Raw genomic sequence first — 16,491 nt, 5'->3', positions numbered from 1 at the left:
GGGGTTCAGGCCGCTCGCAGGGCCAGAGCGGCCGCGGCGGTTCAGGCGGCAGCCGTGACCGCAGCCGCCGGGGCGGCAAGCGGTAGGCGGGAGCATAGAGCCGCCTGCCGCTTGAAAGCCGGCCCTGGGTATCTTCCGGGCCGGTTATAATACAGCTTTAAGGGGCGTGGGTCTAGAAGCACCAGAACACGCCCCATTCAGGTTACAGCAGCTCCGGCGGTTACAATGCCGGAGCCTTTCTGTAACTTTTTGAACGTTATCATAGTCTATTATTTATATGAAATACAGACATGGGACAGGTCACGAGGAGGAGCCAGGAACTGATGAAGAATAACAAGGAATCATTACAGCTGCAGGCAGCCAAGCGCCCTTGGGCGAGAATTACAGCGGTGTCCGCTGTGCTGCTCATTGCGGTGTCTATGTTCACAGCTTGCGGAACCAAAGATAACGCTGTTCAGACAAGTGGAAATACTTCCGCCGGACAGGAGGACTCAACCAAAGGTCAGATTACAGAGCCGGGAGTGGCTACCCCTGAATCTTCAGACAAGGAATCGGGAACAACTAAGGAGCAGTCAGGAGACACAGGCAAGACTGGGGAGAAAGGCAAAACCGCCCAAGAAGCCTCGGCTGATCCAGAGAGCGAGGCTGTTCTGGTGAACAAGCAGTTCGGTCTGCCGGACGGCTATGAACCGAAGGATCTCGTATATCCTAACGTTCCGTTTACCTTCAGCGAGAAGATTGACAAACGGAAGATGCGTAAAGAGGCTGCAGAGGCCCTTGAGAAGATGTTTGACGGGGCCAAAAAGGATGGTATCTACCTGGCGGGAGTGTCCGCTTACCGGTCCAAGAAGACCCAAACGGCTCTATTCAACCGCTATGTCAAGAAGGACGGGCTGGAGAAAGCCAAAACTTACAGTGCTGTTCCCGGATACAGCGAACACCAGACCGGCCTTGCGATCGATGTAGCGGGCAGTGATGGCAAGTGTGCGGCGGAGTCCTGCTTCGGAGGAACCCTAGAAGCTGATTGGCTCAAGAAGTATGCTCATGAGTACGGCTTTATCATCCGATACCCTGAAGGCAAAGAGTCCATTACAGGGTATAAATATGAGCCTTGGCATATTCGCTATGTAGGCAAGGAGATTGCCGACGAAATAACCAGCAAGGGAATTACGCTGGAGGAGTATTACAATGCGGTGGAGGTTACGGGGAAACCTTAGTTTAAGAAAATGATTCATCCATCAAGTGCGGGGGTTATGAGGTATGTACACTTGAACTTCAATCATTCAATCAGCCAAAGGAGGCACCATCATGTCTGAACAAGATCATGTAATTAACAAGGAAGGCGAACTTGAGCTGAATAAGGTCGATGATGCGTTGAACCGTATTGATGGAGAGCAAAGGGATGAGATTTTAAGCAACTTCCAATCTTTTAAGAAATATCTCTCGAACAAGATTGAAATGGCGGAGAACATTGGCTTGAGTGAAGAGACCATGGCGAAGACAGCTGAGAAGATTGCCGGATACCTGGCTGAGCATGAAGAGCCCCGCAACCGTGAAGAGAAGCTTCTTCAGGAGTTGTGGAAGGTAGGCGACCAAGACCAGCGCCACAAGCTGGCGCATATGCTTGTTCGTCTGGCGCAGGCCACCGATTAAAACTGAATTGGATAAGCATAAAGGCGGTCTTTCCTGTAAAGGAAGGGCCGTTTTTTTATGGGCAGAGATGAGGCCTTTGCGGGTCATAATTACAATGTCTTAATCTCCTTCAACGCCATCATTACATGCAAGCTGGGCATTTCACATACTCAGTTATTGCCTCGGTTTATCAAAACCTCCAACGATATTTCAAGTACTGTCCCTTATACGGATACACATAAAATGAAGATCAGATGAAAAAACAATTGACACTGATAATGATTATCAGTATCTTTAAGGATATAATGATAATGATTATCAATGAATGTTAATAGAATAAGTCATAACTTGGAGAGGGAGATTGACTATGGTATCACTTCAGACCTCACATCTAAATATCGCTTATGAGGACCGCTTAATTGTAGAGGATTTGAACATTGCGATCCCTGATGGGCAGATCACGGCTCTGGTTGGAGCCAACGGATCAGGTAAATCAACGATTCTTAAGACGATGGCCCGGATCATGCAGCCCAAGGGTGGCAGCGTAATTCTGAATGGTAAATCCATTCATAAACAATCCACCCGTGAAGTGGCCAAACAGCTGGCCATTCTGCCACAGAACCCGACTGCACCTGATGGACTGACAGTTTATGAGCTGGTTTCTTACGGCCGCTTTCCTTATCAGAAGGGGTTCGGAAGCCTTAGAAACGAGGACAAGAGGGTCATTGAATGGGCCATTGAAGCAACAGGTATGGGCCAATTTGCTGACCGGGCGATTGAGCAGCTGTCCGGCGGACAACGTCAGCGGGCGTGGATTGCTATGGCACTGGCACAGGAGACTGATATCCTATTCCTCGACGAGCCAACGACCTTCCTGGATATGGCTCATCAACTGGAAGTGCTGCATCTGCTTGAGCATTTGAATGCAGAAGCGAACCGGACGATTGTCATGGTGGTCCATGATCTCAACCATGCAGCGCGTTATGCCCACCATGTCATTGCCATTAAGCAGGGTCGTGCTGTGGCGGCAGGCTCTCCGGAGGAAGTGGTTACTCAGGATGTGCTGCGTGAGGTATTCGGTATCGAAGCGGATATTGTTACCGATCCTCGCAGCGGTGTTCCGCTCTGTCTTCCGTATGATCTGGCTTCCCGTTCTTCAGCGGATAACCGCCGCATGAATCAGAAGGTGGCGGCTCAGCCTGAGAAGATGATGCTTGCCGCATCTTCCAGATAGAAGCCGTATTCCTTGTTGAAGAGAGGATGGAGTGACGTGAAGCTTGATGCTGATTGGCTTGAGCAGTATGTTCATATTGTGGGCGGGGAGCCGGACGGTGTTATCACGCGTGTATCCGCCTCCGCTTTTCTAGAGGACGACATGGCTGTATCTTTCCTGCGGGAATTTCAGAAGGAGATCACCGGGCATGATCTTCAGGTGGCCACCACCTACTTCATCTCCTCGTGGCGAGCGCTGTGTGCCTTGCAGCAGTATATCGTCACACTGTCGGATACCTGGCTGGACTTCTCCTTGTCCAATATGGAGTTGCTGCTGTGCCGGAAGAATGGGTATCCGGCCATCATGTTTAAGCTGAGCGAGCCTGCTGAGCAGCCTTGGCCTGACCCGCTGCCGCATGAGCGCTTTAGAGAGGATATGATCGCCCGGTTTTACAGCGAGACTCTAAGGCCGCTTGCCAAGGTGCTTGCGCGTGTCTCGGGCCTGCCCGCAGCCCAAATTTGGGGACAGCTGCCATTGGGAGTGTCTTACTATGTCAACCTGATCAGTGGCAGATTGGAACAGGAGCCGGATCGCGTTCGGCTCCAGGAAGAATATGAACGTTTGACAGGGGAGCTTCAGCCCTCTGTGTTTGGACTTAGCCTTAACCCTTACCGGATAAAGAAGAAAATGATCGATGACCCTTACCATCCTGGCGGGCAGATGACGATGAAGCCGACCTGCTGTCTGGCGTACCGGACAGATTCGGGCAGTGGTTATTGTTATTCCTGCCCAAAGCTAACCCGGCAGCAGCGGGAGGAGAAGGCAGCCGCCATCCTGGCTGCTTCCGCATCGAAATAGAAGATCGTTACAGCGCCTGTCGTGCTGTAACGGTCTTTTTTGTGCTGCGTTATCAATTGCACGTGTTGACTCTTTGTTTTATCATGGGGGGTGAGAGCGTAAAAACACAGCCCGGTTGGTAGTCCGGGCGTCCTGCGGATTAGATCGAGTCATCCGTATTCTGTCCGTAATGGATCAGTAACCTTCCCCCCCTCGGGATGTCCATCGCTTTCGTATCTTAGAGGGGGTAGTGAGTATGAAGTTAACTGTGTATTATGAAAGTCCGTATTGGGTCGGTGTGATTCAGGAAGAAGACAAAGGCAGGGTAAAGGCAGCCAGGTATATATTCGGCTCCGAGCCGGCCGATGCTGAAGTGCTTGAGTTTATAACCGGGCAGCTTGCCGCGCTGATGGACTCGATGACAGCCGAAGTGAAGGGCAAGGACTCCATACCGGGGAAAGTGAACCCCAAGCGGATGCAGAGAATGGCGGCTCGCGAGAGCAGGTCTCATGGCGTGTGTACCTATGCTGAGCAGGCCATTAAGCTTCAGATGGAAGAACGGAAGCGGACCCGGCGTATCGCCAGCAAGGCGGAGCGTGAGGAGCTGAAAGAACGGAAACGTGAAATCGCCAGGCAAAAGGCTAAAGACAAGCACAGGGGCCATTAATGGGCCCCCTGTGCATGCAGGCCGATCGGTGGGATGCGTTGAAGCAGGCATTTGTGGTTTCGGGATCATTGGATTCAATCCTAAGCCGAGCAGCAGCAGCTATCTATTCCACTCCATAAGTTGAACTTGAGAATTACCAATAGTCAAAAGCTGAAATAATTCTGGAGAGGCGAGGTGTTCTGTTCGCCTTTGTGACCGGACTTCAATCTTATAGATTGGGATAGTCCGGGGGAACAGCGGCCTTAAAGACTAGCTTACACGGCCGAATTTCTAGTAATCCATAGTTGTTCTAGAATATTGCGATAAGGCTTTATGTACAAAACAAGCCGTCTTCCCAGGGAAGATCGGCTTGTTTTTGTTATTTAGCAGCTGTGCGGAGAGACTGAAGCGCCTCCTCCAGAGGGGTCTCGCCCTCTACAAGCTCGAATTCACACCGCTCTGTCTGGGGGAGTGCCAGAGCAAGCACAGCCGCTTTAGCGACATCATCACGGGAGATTCGGCCTGATCCGGAAAACCCGACGGCTGCGGTCACCCGCCCTGTAGGCGGATCATTAGTAAGGCCGCCTGGCCGGATAATCGTATGGTTCAGCTTGCTTTCCTCCAGCACCCGCTCCGCCCGTCGTTTAGCCATAAGGTAAGGCTTCAGCAGACTTGGCATTTTGTGGGGAGCGAGCGTCCCAAGAGAGCTGATCAGAATGAACCGTTCAATTCCATCCAACATGGATTGCTCAATTAGCCGGACCGTGCCTAGATGATCAACCTCTTCAGGATTGCCTGATGCACCTGCTCCGACCGCACATATTACGGCATCCACGCCTTTCATGCCCTCCGAGAACACCCCGTTCAAATCCCCGATAAAAGGAACGGCTCCCAATTCCTCAATCGCAGCTGCCTGTTCCTCACTCCTCACCAGTCCATGCACCTTGTATCCAGCCTGTACAAGCTCACGCACGATCCGCCGCCCGGTTCCCCCGTGCGCTCCGGCAACAAAAATAGTGCTGTTCTTCATGCCCCGTCCTCCTATTAATGAGATTCACGCGCCCAGATTGATATCAGTATCTCCCTGTATGGTGTATGCAATCCATTACCCGTATAATCCTCCTTTTAAAAGAAATTCAGCCAGGCATAGAGCAGCGGCGGGCCGGGGATGATACAAGTACATCGCATCGAGCTGGTTTTATTCCGTACTAGAAGTGCCTATATAGAAGCCCGGTATGATCAGGGGTGTTTCAGGTGCTGCAGTGACTTTTTTTACAACCGGGCGAGTCGGAGAACTGCACATAAGAGGACTGCAAGTACCTGCGAGAACAGGGTTTATAGCTGCAAAGTGAAGATTTTTTTAAAAAAGCCAATGCATCATAATTGTGAACATTGTGAGAAAATGCACACAACCTATTGTAATGTGAAAAAAATCACACTATAATAGCGTCATAAGGTGATTTAATTCACAAACAGTATTGAATCAAAAGTGATTGTTTTCACAAGGTTGGAGAATTGGCTTTCTAGATTATAAATAAATGGAGACAAATGGAGGAGGAAGAAATCATGAAAGTTGTAGTTATTGGATGTACCCATGCAGGAACCGCTGCTATTGTTAACACTGCCAAGTTGTACCCAGAGGCTGAAATTACGGTGTACGAGCGCAATGATAATATTTCGTTCTTGTCTTGCGGCATTGCCTTATATGTTGGAGGCATGGTTAAAGATCCTCAAGGCCTGTTTTACTCGTCGCCACAACAGCTTGCTGAACTTGGGGTCCATACCAAGATGCTGCATGAAGTAGTGAGTGTGGATACAGAGAATGGTAAGCTTGTAGCACGCAATCTCCGCACCGGAGAGGAATTTGAAGACACATATGATAAGCTTATTATGACTACAGGTTCATGGCCGATCGTTCCTAAGTTTGAGGGCGGGGAGCTGAACAACATTGTTCTCTCGAAGAACTGGAACCATTCCAACGCAATCATTGAGAAAGCTGAGAAAGCCCGTAATATTGTAGTTGTCGGAGCAGGGTATATCGGGGTGGAGCTTGTTGAAGCGTTCCAGCTGAACGGGAAGCAGGTTACACTGATCGATGCGGAAGACCGCATCCTCAGCAAGTACCTTGATCCTGAGTTCACGGATGCTACTGAGAAGAATCTTCAGGATCACGGTATCCGGTTGGCTTTGAGTGAGAAGGTAACCCGGTTCGAAGGGGAAAATGGCAATGTAAGCCGGGTTGTTACGACCAAGGGTGAGTATGACGCTGATTTGGTTATCCTATGCATCGGCTTCCGTCCGAATACTGATCTGCTTAAAGATCAAGTGGATATGCTGGAGAACGGTGCGATCATTGTGGATGAGTACATGCGGACCAGCAAGGACAATGTCTACGCGGCCGGCGACAGCTGTGCGGTATTCTACAATCCGACAGGACAGCATGCCTACATTCCTCTGGCAACCAATGCCGTACGCATGGGTACCCTCGTTGCCCGCAACCTGGTTGAGCCAACCGTTAAATATATGGGAACCCAAGGAACCTCAGGCATCAAAATCTATGAGGATAACATCGCTGGAACCGGGTTGACTGAAATTGCCGCCAAGGAAGCTGGACTTGATGTAGAGGCCGTGGTAATCAATGAGAACTATCGCCCTGAGTTTATGCCAACCCACGAGCCGGTGAAGCTGAAGGTGGTTTATGAGAAGGAGACCCGCCGCATACTGGGTGCCCAGCTCATGTCTAAAGCGGATTTGACCCAGTCGATCAATACCATTTCGGTCTGCATTCAGAATCATATGAAGATGGAGGAGCTGGCGTTTATCGATTTCTTCTTCCAGCCTCATTACAACAAGCCGTGGAATTTCCTAAACACCGCAGGTCTTCAAGCGCTGCCGCCTGTACCGTCGAGACAGCCTGCACATGTGTAATCAGCACTGTATCTGAATTGTCAATACTAGTGTCATGTAGTATTATGGGTATAATAACAAGTGTCAAATAGAACGAAATAAGGGACCGGTGGCCGCCGATCCCCTGTACAACAGCTTGAGTGAGGATACTCCTCCGCTTAAAAAGTTACACAGAAGAAGTGACCTGCACGGTTTGCCGACCTAGAGCAGGTCACTTCTTTTTTCGTTCGATGTATGTCAGCAGCGCAATAACAAATGCAGCAAATCCGATAACATCCGCAAAAGAGAAGTTCATACGCCTCACCTCCCTTCTGGAGGAAGAGGCACCCACTCAAGGTGTGTTGTACAAGCCTATTATATCAAACCGTTCCTTAATATGGGACGGTCTTATTTCTATTCCAAGAACTTATGTGAAAAATTTCACTAAATGTGATTTACATTACATTTAGCCGGGAGACCCACACCCTACAATAGATTTAGAGAGAAAACTCACATAAGGATAAGGAGGCTGATCAATATGGCTTACAATAAACCTGATCAAATTGCGGCAGTTACGGTTCAGAATGGTACACACAAAGCAAACAATCCTCTGCTTACGATGATTATCCTCGGGTTCCTGGCGGGAGCCTTCATCGCAATTGGATTCCTGCTCGATATTCGGGTTATTGCCAGCATGCCCAAGGAATGGGGCAGCTTTGCGAACTTCATCGGCGCTTCGGTGTTCCCTGTTGGCTTGATTCTCGTGCTGCTCGCGGGTGGTGAACTGGTGACTGGGAACATGATGGCGGTATCTCTGGCGGGAATGGCCAGACGAATCACACCCCGGCAGTGGGTGGTGAATATCGCTGTAATTACAATCAGCAATTTCATAGGAGCCTTGTTCGTGGCGTATTTCTTCGGACATGTGGCTGGACTGACAGAGAGCGGGCCATACCTGGCTAAGACGGTGGAAATGGCAGGACATAAACTGGATGCAAGCTTTGTTCAAGCTTTTGTGTCCGGCATCGGATGCAACTGGCTGGTCGCTATTGCGGTATGGATGTGTTACGGGGCAGACAATATGAGCGGCAAAATAATCGGTATTTGGTTCCCAACCATGAGCTTTGTAGCAATTGGTTTTCAGCACATCGTGGCGAACATGTTCCTGATTCCGGCTGCCATCTTCGCAGGCCATTATAGCTGGGCGCAATACTTCGGCAATTTTGTACCTGTATGGCTTGGTAATCTGGTTGGCGGCGTAGTTTTTGTGGCTGGCGCTTACTATATGGCCTATCTGCGCAAACCCGGCGAGGCGGCTCCTGCCAAACAGGAGGGTGTCACCGGGGAGGTTCTGCACAAGAGTGCCGTGTGACCGGCCTAAAGTAAGCTGGTTGAACTGGGTGAGCGGGACACAAAAAAATTCAGCATACAGCGGGGTTAGGGGGAGTAACCTTGCTTTATGCTGAATTCAGGAGTGTTCTTGAAACAGAGAGATCTGATCAAGAACAGATGCACTTAAGTATCATTACCTCTCGCAGCCCGGGTTGAAACGGGCTGCTTATTATTTTTTTTGCAGTCTGCCGTCTCTCCTTATATGATAGAATGGACCAAGTTGCAATAGGGGAGAGATGAGCTTGATCGAACAGAAGAATGGAATATTCCCCGCTGTGTGTCCGCTGGATTGCCCGGACACCTGCGGGTTATTGTTACATAAAGAGGACGGACGGATTGTCAAAGTAACCGGAAACCCCGAGCATCCAATTACTCAAGGGGCTATTTGTAATAAGGTGCGGAATATGACGGAGAGGATTTATCATCCTGAGCGGGTTCTGTATCCCTTGAAGCGGGTTGGAGCCAAGGGCGAGGGCAAATTTAAGCGGATTAGCTGGGAGGAGGCTGTCAGCGAGATAGCTGCCAGGTATAAGCAGCTTATTGCGGACCATGGGTCGGAGTCTATCTTGCCTTACAGCTTCTATGGCAACATGGGGATTCTAAGCGTTGACGGTATGGACCGCCGATTCTTCAACCGGCTTGGTGCAGCCCAGCTGCAGCAGGGAATCTGCAACGCGGCGGGAAACACCGGATTCAAGTTCACCATGGGCTTTGGTGGAGGAACCGTTCCAGAGGATGCGGCTGAGGCTGATCTGTTCATCGTATGGGGCGGGAATATCGTCAGCACGAACATGCATATGGTGCCGATTATCGAGAAGGCCCGCAAGCGCGGGGCGAAGCTCGTGGTCATCGATGTCCACAAGAACCGTACAGGGGACTGCGCCGACTGGTTCCTTCCGCTGTATCCGGGAACCGATGCGGCGCTTGCGCTAGGCATGATGCATGTATTGTTTGACCGCGGTCTTGTGAATGAAGAGTTCATGATGAAATACACGCTGGGTCACGAGCAGCTTCGTGAGCACGTAAAGGAATATACTCCAAAGCTGGTATCGTCGATTACCGGTGTGCCCGAGGAGGATATTGTGAAGCTTGCCTTAATGTATGGGCAGACTCCCCGGGCTTATATCCACATCGGGAACGGGCTTCAGCATCATGATAACGGCGGCATGACCGTCCGAACCATCACTTGTCTTCCTGCTTTAACCGGGGGCTGGCTTGTTAAGGGAAGCGGCGCGTTCAAGACAAATGGCCCTTATGGCAAGGTGAACAGTGCTGCGCTGGAGAGACCGGATTTGCGGCCAAATCCGGATGCGAGAACCGTAAGCATGAACCAGCTTGGGGATGTGCTGCTTCGTCTGGACCCGCCGATTCATGCATTGTTCGTCTACTGCTCTAACCCAGCCGTGGTGGCACCCGAGACCGGGAAGGTGGAGCAGGGTCTGATGCGGGAGGATTTATTTACGGTGGTACATGACCTGTTCATGACGGATACGGCAAAATATGCCGATATCGTGCTGCCGGCAACGTCGTCTTTTGAGAATACAGATTTGTATACTTCTTATTGGCATACGTATGTGCAGCTCCAAGAGCCGGTGATCCCGGCCGTGGGCGAGAGCAAGAGCAATGTGGAGACCTTCCGGCTGCTCGCGGAAGCGATGGGCTTTGAAGAGGAGGCGTTCCGCGAGACCGAGGAGGATATGATCCGGGCCGCTCTGGATTTCGGCAGCAACCCATACCTTAAGGGAGTTACATATGAAGCCCTCCAGGACAAGCGGTTTGTCCAGCTGAATATGGAAGAGAGGGAGCATTATTTGGAGCGCCTAAGCACTCCATCTGGCAGGATTGAACTGTATTCGGGCAGGCTTGCCGAGGCAGGTCTCCCGCCGCTTCCAACTTATGTGCCTCTGCATGAGGGTTATGACGGGTTGAACAGACCTGGGGACACAGCGGCATATCCGCTTATGTTTATTTCTCCTCCGAACCACAGCTTCCTGAATTCGTCTTTTGGGAACGTGCAGAAGCTGGCTGCCCTGGAGAAGGGTCCTTCCCTGCAAATCCATCCTGTGGATGCCCAGTCCCGGGGGATTGAGGATGGAGATAAGGTAACTGTATGGAATGACCGCGGCAGCTACATTGTCCGGGCTGTCGTTACGGACCGGATGCTTCCGGGTACGGTAGTCAGTCAAGGCTTATGGTGGGAGGCCGAGGGCGGGCGCCAGCGGGCCAATGCCCTTACACCGGACAGACTTGCCGATATGGGGGGCGGGGCCACCTTCTTCTCGACGGTCGTGGAGGTAAGACGCAGCCAAGACTGATCTTCTAGATGTTTGGATCACCTCATTAAAGCGGCAATCGCCCTGCTTGCCAAGCCAGCGGAATATAGGGGATACTGGTATTCTGGGCGAAGAATGAGGCAGCTGATTTCATGCGCACTTTTAAACTAAGCTTAAGCTAGGGCCCTTCGGGGCTTTTTTTATATGAATAACCGGGAAGATAGGGGCAGCAGACATGATGAGATGGTTACAGAATTACCCGAAGGAAGTGAAAGTCTTCCTCTTGGCGAGTCTGGTGAACGCCGCTGGAAGTGCGCTTATGTGGCCTTTGATTACGATGTATATTTTCAAAGAGCTTGGAAGGAGCATGACGGACGCAGGGCTGGTAATCCTGGTGCAGTCCTTGGGAGGAATTGCCGGGCAGGTATTTGGTGGAGCACTGTATTACCGGGTCGGGGTTAAACAGCTAATCGTGGGTTCTCTTGTGCTGAATGCGGCGGCATTGGTTCTTCTGCCGTTCACAAGCCAGAACTTTACCTTGTTCATGTTTCTAATGCTCATGGTTGGTTTCTGCAACGCGCTGTCTATGCCAGCGATTCAGGCCTTTGTCGGCTTCAGGTTTGCGGACCGGCGGGGAGAGCTATTCAACATTATCTATGTGGCCAACAATATTGGTGTTGCCCTGGGCACATCGCTGAGCGGGGTGCTGGCACAAATCTCCTATAATCTGAGCTTTGTTATGAATGGGCTGACTTCGCTTGTTTTTGCCGGATTCTTCTATGCTTATTTAAGTAAGATTCAGAAGGCGCCGGGCGGGCTTCATCTGGAGAAACGCAGCACTTCCCACACGGATCAAGGGACGGGAGACCTGATCCGGCGCTATTCCGTGTACTTTTTCATGGGCATGGGCTCCCTGTTCATATGGCTTGGAAACAGCATCTGGAACAATGGAGTTGCCCCGTTTACGATTTCCAAGGGAATGCCAGAATGGAATTACAGTATTCTATGGACCCTTAACGGCATTCTAATCTTCGCGGGTCAACCGTTCATAAGTTGGCTGAAAAAGACACTAGCCGGCACACCGCAGGCCCAGATGACGGCAAGCGCCGTCTTTTACATGCTGGGTTATGCCAGCATTCTCAGCCTTCAGACTTATCCAGTACTGGTGCTGGCCATGGTGCTGACCACCTTTGGTGAAATGCTCATCTCCCCGGCTATTCCGGCCTTCATCTCGGATCATACCGGAAAGGCAGCACCCTTCTATCTAGGCTTGGTAGGTGGAATGGGCGTGGCTGGCAGGGTCATCGGCCCATACGCTATGGGGGTGCTTTACGATGAAGGAGGGCTTGGCCCGGTCGCCTGGCTGTCTGTGATCATAGCCGCACTTTCGGTAGGTTCCTTCGCTGTTCATGCCGCACTTAACCGGGAAGAGAGGCGCGGGGATATCCGGCCTGGGTTCTAGGTGGCAAAAGGCACAATTATACCAATGTCAGTCTAAAGTGGAGGCACATTATGATGAGTTTAAAGCAAACGGTGGTCCGTATCTCTGAACTGCGTGATGCGGCCCAGCTGATTGAAATCGACAAGCTGGTATGGAATCCTAAGACAACGCCAGCGGTCATTCATCCTGTGTCCAGGGAGGATTTCCTTCAGAATAATCCGCCAGGATCACAGCTTGTTGCAGTGATGGGAGATGCCATATGCGGATACCTGGGCTTCTCCTGCCCGACACCTTTGGAGAGTAACCGGCATGTGTACGAAATTAACATCGCGGTTCATCCTTCCTACCAACGGCTCGGGGTTGGCCGGGCACTGATGGAGGGGATGAAGAGATATGCAGCGGAGCAGGGCAAGCGCAAGCTTTGTCTGCGGGTTTTGGCAACCAATGAGAACGCGCTGGAGTTCTACCGGAGCTGCGGGTTTATAGAACAAGGGAGACTGGTGGAAGAGTTTTATTTAGACGGGCGTTATGTGGACGATATTTTGCTCTGGCTTCCGGTTCAAGGGGACAAGCAGTGAACGCGGAACTGGAAATAAGGGACATCCCAGCAGGTCATAATTGGCCTCAGGGGGTGTCCCTTTGTTGTAGTCGTTATATTCGTTTGTTGGTGGTTCAGCCGAGATTGTGCTGCTTTTTGATATGTTCGAGCAGAGATGCAAGCCCCTTGCTCAGCAGGTCATAGGTTTCCTCGAAGTCTCCGGTGTAATAAGGGTCCGGAACATCCTTCTTGGCCAGATCTTCTCTGAAGTCCAGCAGACGGAACGTCTTCTCGGCCCCTTGGCCGCCTGAGACAGCCAGAATATTGCTGATGTTGCTCTCATCCATCCCGATGATGTAGTCGAAGGACTCTATATCCCCGCTTGTTATTTGTCTGCCCAGGAGCCCATCGGAGCTAATCCGGTACTTGTCCAGAATACTCAAGGTGCCTTTATGCGGTGGCTTGCCAATGTGCCAATCTCCTGTTGCAGCACTATCAATCTCAAACTTCGCCTCCAAGCCTTCCTTCTTGACCAGATCCCTGAACATGGCTTCTGCCATGGGGGATCTGCAAATATTACCGAGGCACACGAAAAGAACCTTAATCATATTTCCCATCCTCTTTGTCTAAAGTAATCAATCTATTCGCACGGGATATCACCCACGGGCGGTATACACAACACTATACCAGAGTTCTAATTTAATGTGGAACATAGTGATGCGGCATTTTCTGCTCATGAGAAAGTCCGGGAGGGTAACTGTTAAAGCAATCAGAGGAAGTGGAGAAATCAACTGCTGCTACAGGTTTCCCTGCAGCGGCCTCTGCTGCTCCGGGATGAAGAGAATGCACGAAGCAGCGACAGTGGGCATGGCTTGCGATGTCCATGTCGCAAATCTCCTCCACGAAGGTATCCGTGAAGAATGCGGATGCCTTCTTTTGCCTATAAGGGGGTGTTTAAGCATTGATCTATTGTGAACTTATCGGTATATTTATAAGAAGAAAAAAATGGGGAACCTAATGAGTATCAAGGCTTTAGACAGAGATGAACCCAGACGGAAAGGTGGAGATACTGTGTCCCACAATGCGAGCACACCTCCGAATTTTATAAAGAACATTATCACCGAAGATTTGGAAAGCGGAAAGGTAAAAGAAGTGGTGACCCGCTTTCCTCCAGAGCCGAATGGCTACCTGCATATCGGACATGCGAAAGCGATCTGGATTAACTTCACCCTGGCAGACGAGTTCGGCGGACGGACAAATCTCCGCTTTGACGATACGAATCCGGCTAAGGAAGATGTCGAATACGTCAATTCCATCAAGGAAGATGTGAAGTGGCTCGGTTTTGACTGGGAGGAGCTCCGTTTCGCGTCGGATTATTTCGAAGAAATGTACGAGCGTGCGGTCCTTCTGATTAAGAAGGGCAAAGCCTATGTGGATGACCTTAGTGCAGACGAGATTCGCGAGAGACGGGGTACACTTACAGAACCTGGTACAGACAGCCCTTACCGCAACCGTACGGTAGAGGAGAATCTTGATCTCTTCACCCGCATGCGGGCAGGTGAATTTAAGAACGGGGAGAAGGTGCTCCGCGCCAAGATTGACATGGCCTCCCCGAACATTAATCTGCGTGATCCGGTCATCTACAGAATTGCCCATGCCACTCACCATAACACAGGTGACACTTGGTGCATCTATCCGATGTACGCTTATGCCCATCCACTTGAGGACGCGATTGAAGGGGTTACCCATTCCCTGTGTACGATCGAGTTCGAGGATCAGCGGCCGTTCTACGACTGGGTGATTGCGGAGACAGAGATGCCTCACACGCCGCATCAGTATGAGTTCGGGCGGCTTAATCTGGCAGGAGCGGTAACGAGCAAGCGGAAGCTCAAAATGCTTGTGGATGAAGGCATTGTGGATGGCTGGGACGATCCGCGTCTGCCGACCATATCGGGTCTGCGCCGGAGAGGATACACCCCGGACGCTATCAAGAGCTTTGTTTATGAAGCGGGAATTTCCAAGACTCAAGGTCTGGTCGACACAGCTATGCTTGATCACTTTATCCGGGAGGACCTGAAGCTTAAAGCACCCCGCTCGATGGCAGTGCTGCATCCTCTGAAGGTTGTGATCACCAACTATCCAGAAGATCAAACGGAAATGCTTGAAGCAGAGAACAATACGGAGAATCCGGAGATGGGCAATCGTCAGATTCCTTTTTCCCGGGAGCTGTATATCGAGCAGGACGACTTCATGGAGAACCCGCCGAGCAAATATTTCCGATTGTTCCCCGGCAATGAAGTCCGTCTGAAGCATGCTTATTTCATCAAGTGCAATGATGTGATCAAGGATGAAGCGGGTAATGTGGTGGAGATTCATTGCACCTATGATCCGGAGACCAAGAGCGGCAGCGGATTCACCGGACGTAAAGTGAAAGGAACCATCCATTGGGTAGATGCCAAGCATGCAGTGCCGGCCGAATTCCGTCTTTATGAATCTCTTATCCTGGATGCGGAGCAAGAGGAGACAGAGAACGGGGAGGCCCCGGAAGAGAAGACCTTCCTTGATCAAATCAATCCGAACTCGCTGACGGTAGTGCAGGGATTTGTGGAGCCCGGGCTAGCGGAAGCGAAGCCGCAGGACAAGTTCCAGTTCTTCCGCCACGGATACTTCAACGTGGACAGCAAGCATTCCAAACCAGGTGCGCCGGTGTTTAACCTGATTGTATCCCTTAAAAGCTCATTCCAACTCCCTAAGAAAGCTGAATAGGATTCAACCTCAAGAGCACATTTCACTAAGGTGGGATGTGCTCTTGGCTGTGGTATGAGACGAAATAATGGATGGAATGATGGCATAGAATCGGATAAATCGGGTAAATCTAGATTAGGCCCTATTGATGAATTAAACTTCGGAGATTTTTGGAAAAAATGAATTGCCATTCGTTAAAAATGTATGTTACAATTTAAAAGTAAATAACTAACCAAAAGAAGGTAGGTTGTTAAAAATGTCGAATGCTTTTTTTGATGCGGTGAAAAACAGACGTAGTATTTATGCGCTCAGTAAAGAATCCCCTGTCTCTGATGAAAGAATAGAAGAAATTGTGAAGGAAGCGGTTAAGCACACGCCATCCTCATTCAACTCCCAAAGTGCACGTGTGGTTGTGCTGTTTGGTGAACAGCATGACAAGCTGTGGAATCATACTGAGGAAATTTTGCGTAAGATCGTAAATAACGAAGAAAACTTCAAAGCGACTGCGGAGAAAATGGCTTCTTTCCGTGCAGGGCATGGTACAGTTCTTTTCTTCGAGGATACCAATGTAATCGCGGGCTTGCAGCAGCAGTTCGCCGCTTATGCGGATAACTTCCCGATTTGGTCAGAGCAATCCTCCGGTATGCTTCAATTTGTTGTATGGACCGCGCTTGAGCAAGAAGGACTTGGAGCTTCCCTGCAGCATTACAACCCAATCATTGACGAAGCTGTTGCAGCAGAGTGGGGAATTCCTGAGAATTGGAAACTTAGAGCTCAAATGCCTTTCGGTAAAATTGCCGCGCCTGCTGGTGAGAAGCAGTTCCAGCCGCTTGAAGATCGCGTGAAAGTGTTCAAATAAGAAGCCTGCGTGCTTCTTTTATATAGATG

At 50.5% G+C, this 16,491-nt stretch carries 15 protein-coding genes; 12 read left to right on the top strand and 3 right to left on the bottom strand.

The annotated features are described in order from the left end of the window. Nucleotides 1-323: 323 nt before the first annotated feature. The 5 genes from BN6628_RS25780 (at nt 324) to BN6628_RS22465 (ending at nt 4,349) form a co-directional block, all read left to right on the top strand. Nucleotides 324-1,217 (top strand): M15 family metallopeptidase, encoded by an 894-nt coding sequence (locus tag BN6628_RS25780; RefSeq protein ID WP_082927022.1) that lies wholly within the window; start codon nt 324-326, stop codon nt 1,215-1,217. 91 nt (nt 1,218-1,308) lie between these two features. Then, nucleotides 1,309-1,653 carry a DUF3243 domain-containing protein gene (locus tag BN6628_RS22485; protein WP_068620757.1) on the top strand — a complete coding sequence of 115 codons (345 nt, stop codon included), beginning with the start codon at nt 1,309-1,311 and terminating at the stop codon, nt 1,651-1,653. A gap of 346 nt (nt 1,654-1,999) precedes the next feature. Continuing rightward, on the top strand, nt 2,000-2,866 hold the full coding sequence (locus BN6628_RS22475) for an ABC transporter ATP-binding protein (protein ID WP_068620754.1): 867 nt from the start codon (nt 2,000-2,002) through the stop codon (nt 2,864-2,866). Nucleotides 2,867-2,902: 36 nt separating this feature from the next. Next, nucleotides 2,903-3,703 (top strand): (2Fe-2S)-binding protein, encoded by an 801-nt coding sequence (locus BN6628_RS22470; RefSeq protein ID WP_068620752.1) that lies wholly within the window; start codon nt 2,903-2,905, stop codon nt 3,701-3,703. Between the two features lie 235 nt (nt 3,704-3,938). Continuing rightward, complete coding sequence (locus BN6628_RS22465) at nt 3,939-4,349, top strand: YjdF family protein (RefSeq protein ID WP_068620750.1); 411 nt, start codon at nt 3,939-3,941, stop codon at nt 4,347-4,349. A gap of 358 nt (nt 4,350-4,707) precedes the next feature. Here the strand turns inward: BN6628_RS22465 and BN6628_RS22460 are convergent, their stop codons facing one another. After that, nucleotides 4,708-5,358: an SDR family oxidoreductase gene (locus BN6628_RS22460; protein WP_068620748.1), complete on the bottom strand. Its 651-nt coding sequence runs from the start codon at nt 5,356-5,358 to the stop codon at nt 4,708-4,710. 536 nt (nt 5,359-5,894) lie between these two features. On the opposite strand from BN6628_RS22460, the gene BN6628_RS22455 reads away from it, so the two are divergent. From BN6628_RS22455 to BN6628_RS22435, 5 genes are all read left to right on the top strand, one after another. After that, the gene (locus tag BN6628_RS22455) at nt 5,895-7,256 is read left to right on the top strand and encodes an FAD-dependent oxidoreductase (RefSeq protein WP_068620746.1); all 1,362 of its coding nucleotides are present in this window, start codon (nt 5,895-5,897) and stop codon (nt 7,254-7,256) included. A gap of 496 nt (nt 7,257-7,752) precedes the next feature. Next, a complete protein-coding gene (locus BN6628_RS22450) occupies nt 7,753-8,586 on the top strand; it encodes a formate/nitrite transporter family protein (protein ID WP_068620744.1) in 834 nt (277 codons plus the stop codon). 256 nt (nt 8,587-8,842) lie between these two features. Further along, nucleotides 8,843-10,921: a molybdopterin-containing oxidoreductase family protein gene (locus tag BN6628_RS22445; protein ID WP_082927021.1), complete on the top strand. Its 2,079-nt coding sequence runs from the start codon at nt 8,843-8,845 to the stop codon at nt 10,919-10,921. A 196-nt stretch (nt 10,922-11,117) separates the two neighbouring features. After that, nucleotides 11,118-12,341, top strand: a complete 1,224-nt coding sequence (locus BN6628_RS22440) for an MFS transporter (protein WP_068622556.1) — start codon at nt 11,118-11,120, stop codon at nt 12,339-12,341. Nucleotides 12,342-12,391: 50 nt separating this feature from the next. Beyond that, the gene (locus BN6628_RS22435) at nt 12,392-12,898 is read left to right on the top strand and encodes a GNAT family N-acetyltransferase (RefSeq protein WP_068620739.1); all 507 of its coding nucleotides are present in this window, start codon (nt 12,392-12,394) and stop codon (nt 12,896-12,898) included. Between the two features lie 94 nt (nt 12,899-12,992). Here the strand turns inward: BN6628_RS22435 and BN6628_RS22430 are convergent, their stop codons facing one another. After that, nucleotides 12,993-13,466: a low molecular weight protein-tyrosine-phosphatase gene (locus BN6628_RS22430; protein WP_068620737.1), complete on the bottom strand. Its 474-nt coding sequence runs from the start codon at nt 13,464-13,466 to the stop codon at nt 12,993-12,995. Nucleotides 13,467-13,557: 91 nt separating this feature from the next. Further along, nucleotides 13,558-13,743, bottom strand: a complete 186-nt coding sequence (locus BN6628_RS26225) for a hypothetical protein (RefSeq protein WP_148449308.1) — start codon at nt 13,741-13,743, stop codon at nt 13,558-13,560. Nucleotides 13,744-13,929: 186 nt separating this feature from the next. Between BN6628_RS26225 and BN6628_RS22425 the strand changes: the two genes are divergently transcribed. After that, nucleotides 13,930-15,624 carry a glutamine--tRNA ligase/YqeY domain fusion protein gene (locus BN6628_RS22425; protein WP_068622554.1) on the top strand — a complete coding sequence of 565 codons (1,695 nt, stop codon included), beginning with the start codon at nt 13,930-13,932 and terminating at the stop codon, nt 15,622-15,624. 235 nt (nt 15,625-15,859) lie between these two features. Further along, a complete protein-coding gene (locus tag BN6628_RS22420) occupies nt 15,860-16,462 on the top strand; it encodes a nitroreductase family protein (protein WP_068620735.1) in 603 nt (200 codons plus the stop codon). Nucleotides 16,463-16,491 lie beyond the last annotated feature (29 nt).

The organism is Paenibacillus tuaregi (assembly GCF_900086655.1).
Taxonomy (GTDB): domain Bacteria; phylum Bacillota; class Bacilli; order Paenibacillales; family Paenibacillaceae; genus Fontibacillus; species Fontibacillus tuaregi.
Note: the sequence above shows the minus strand (reverse complement) of the source record. Positions and strands in the feature narration are given on the sequence as shown.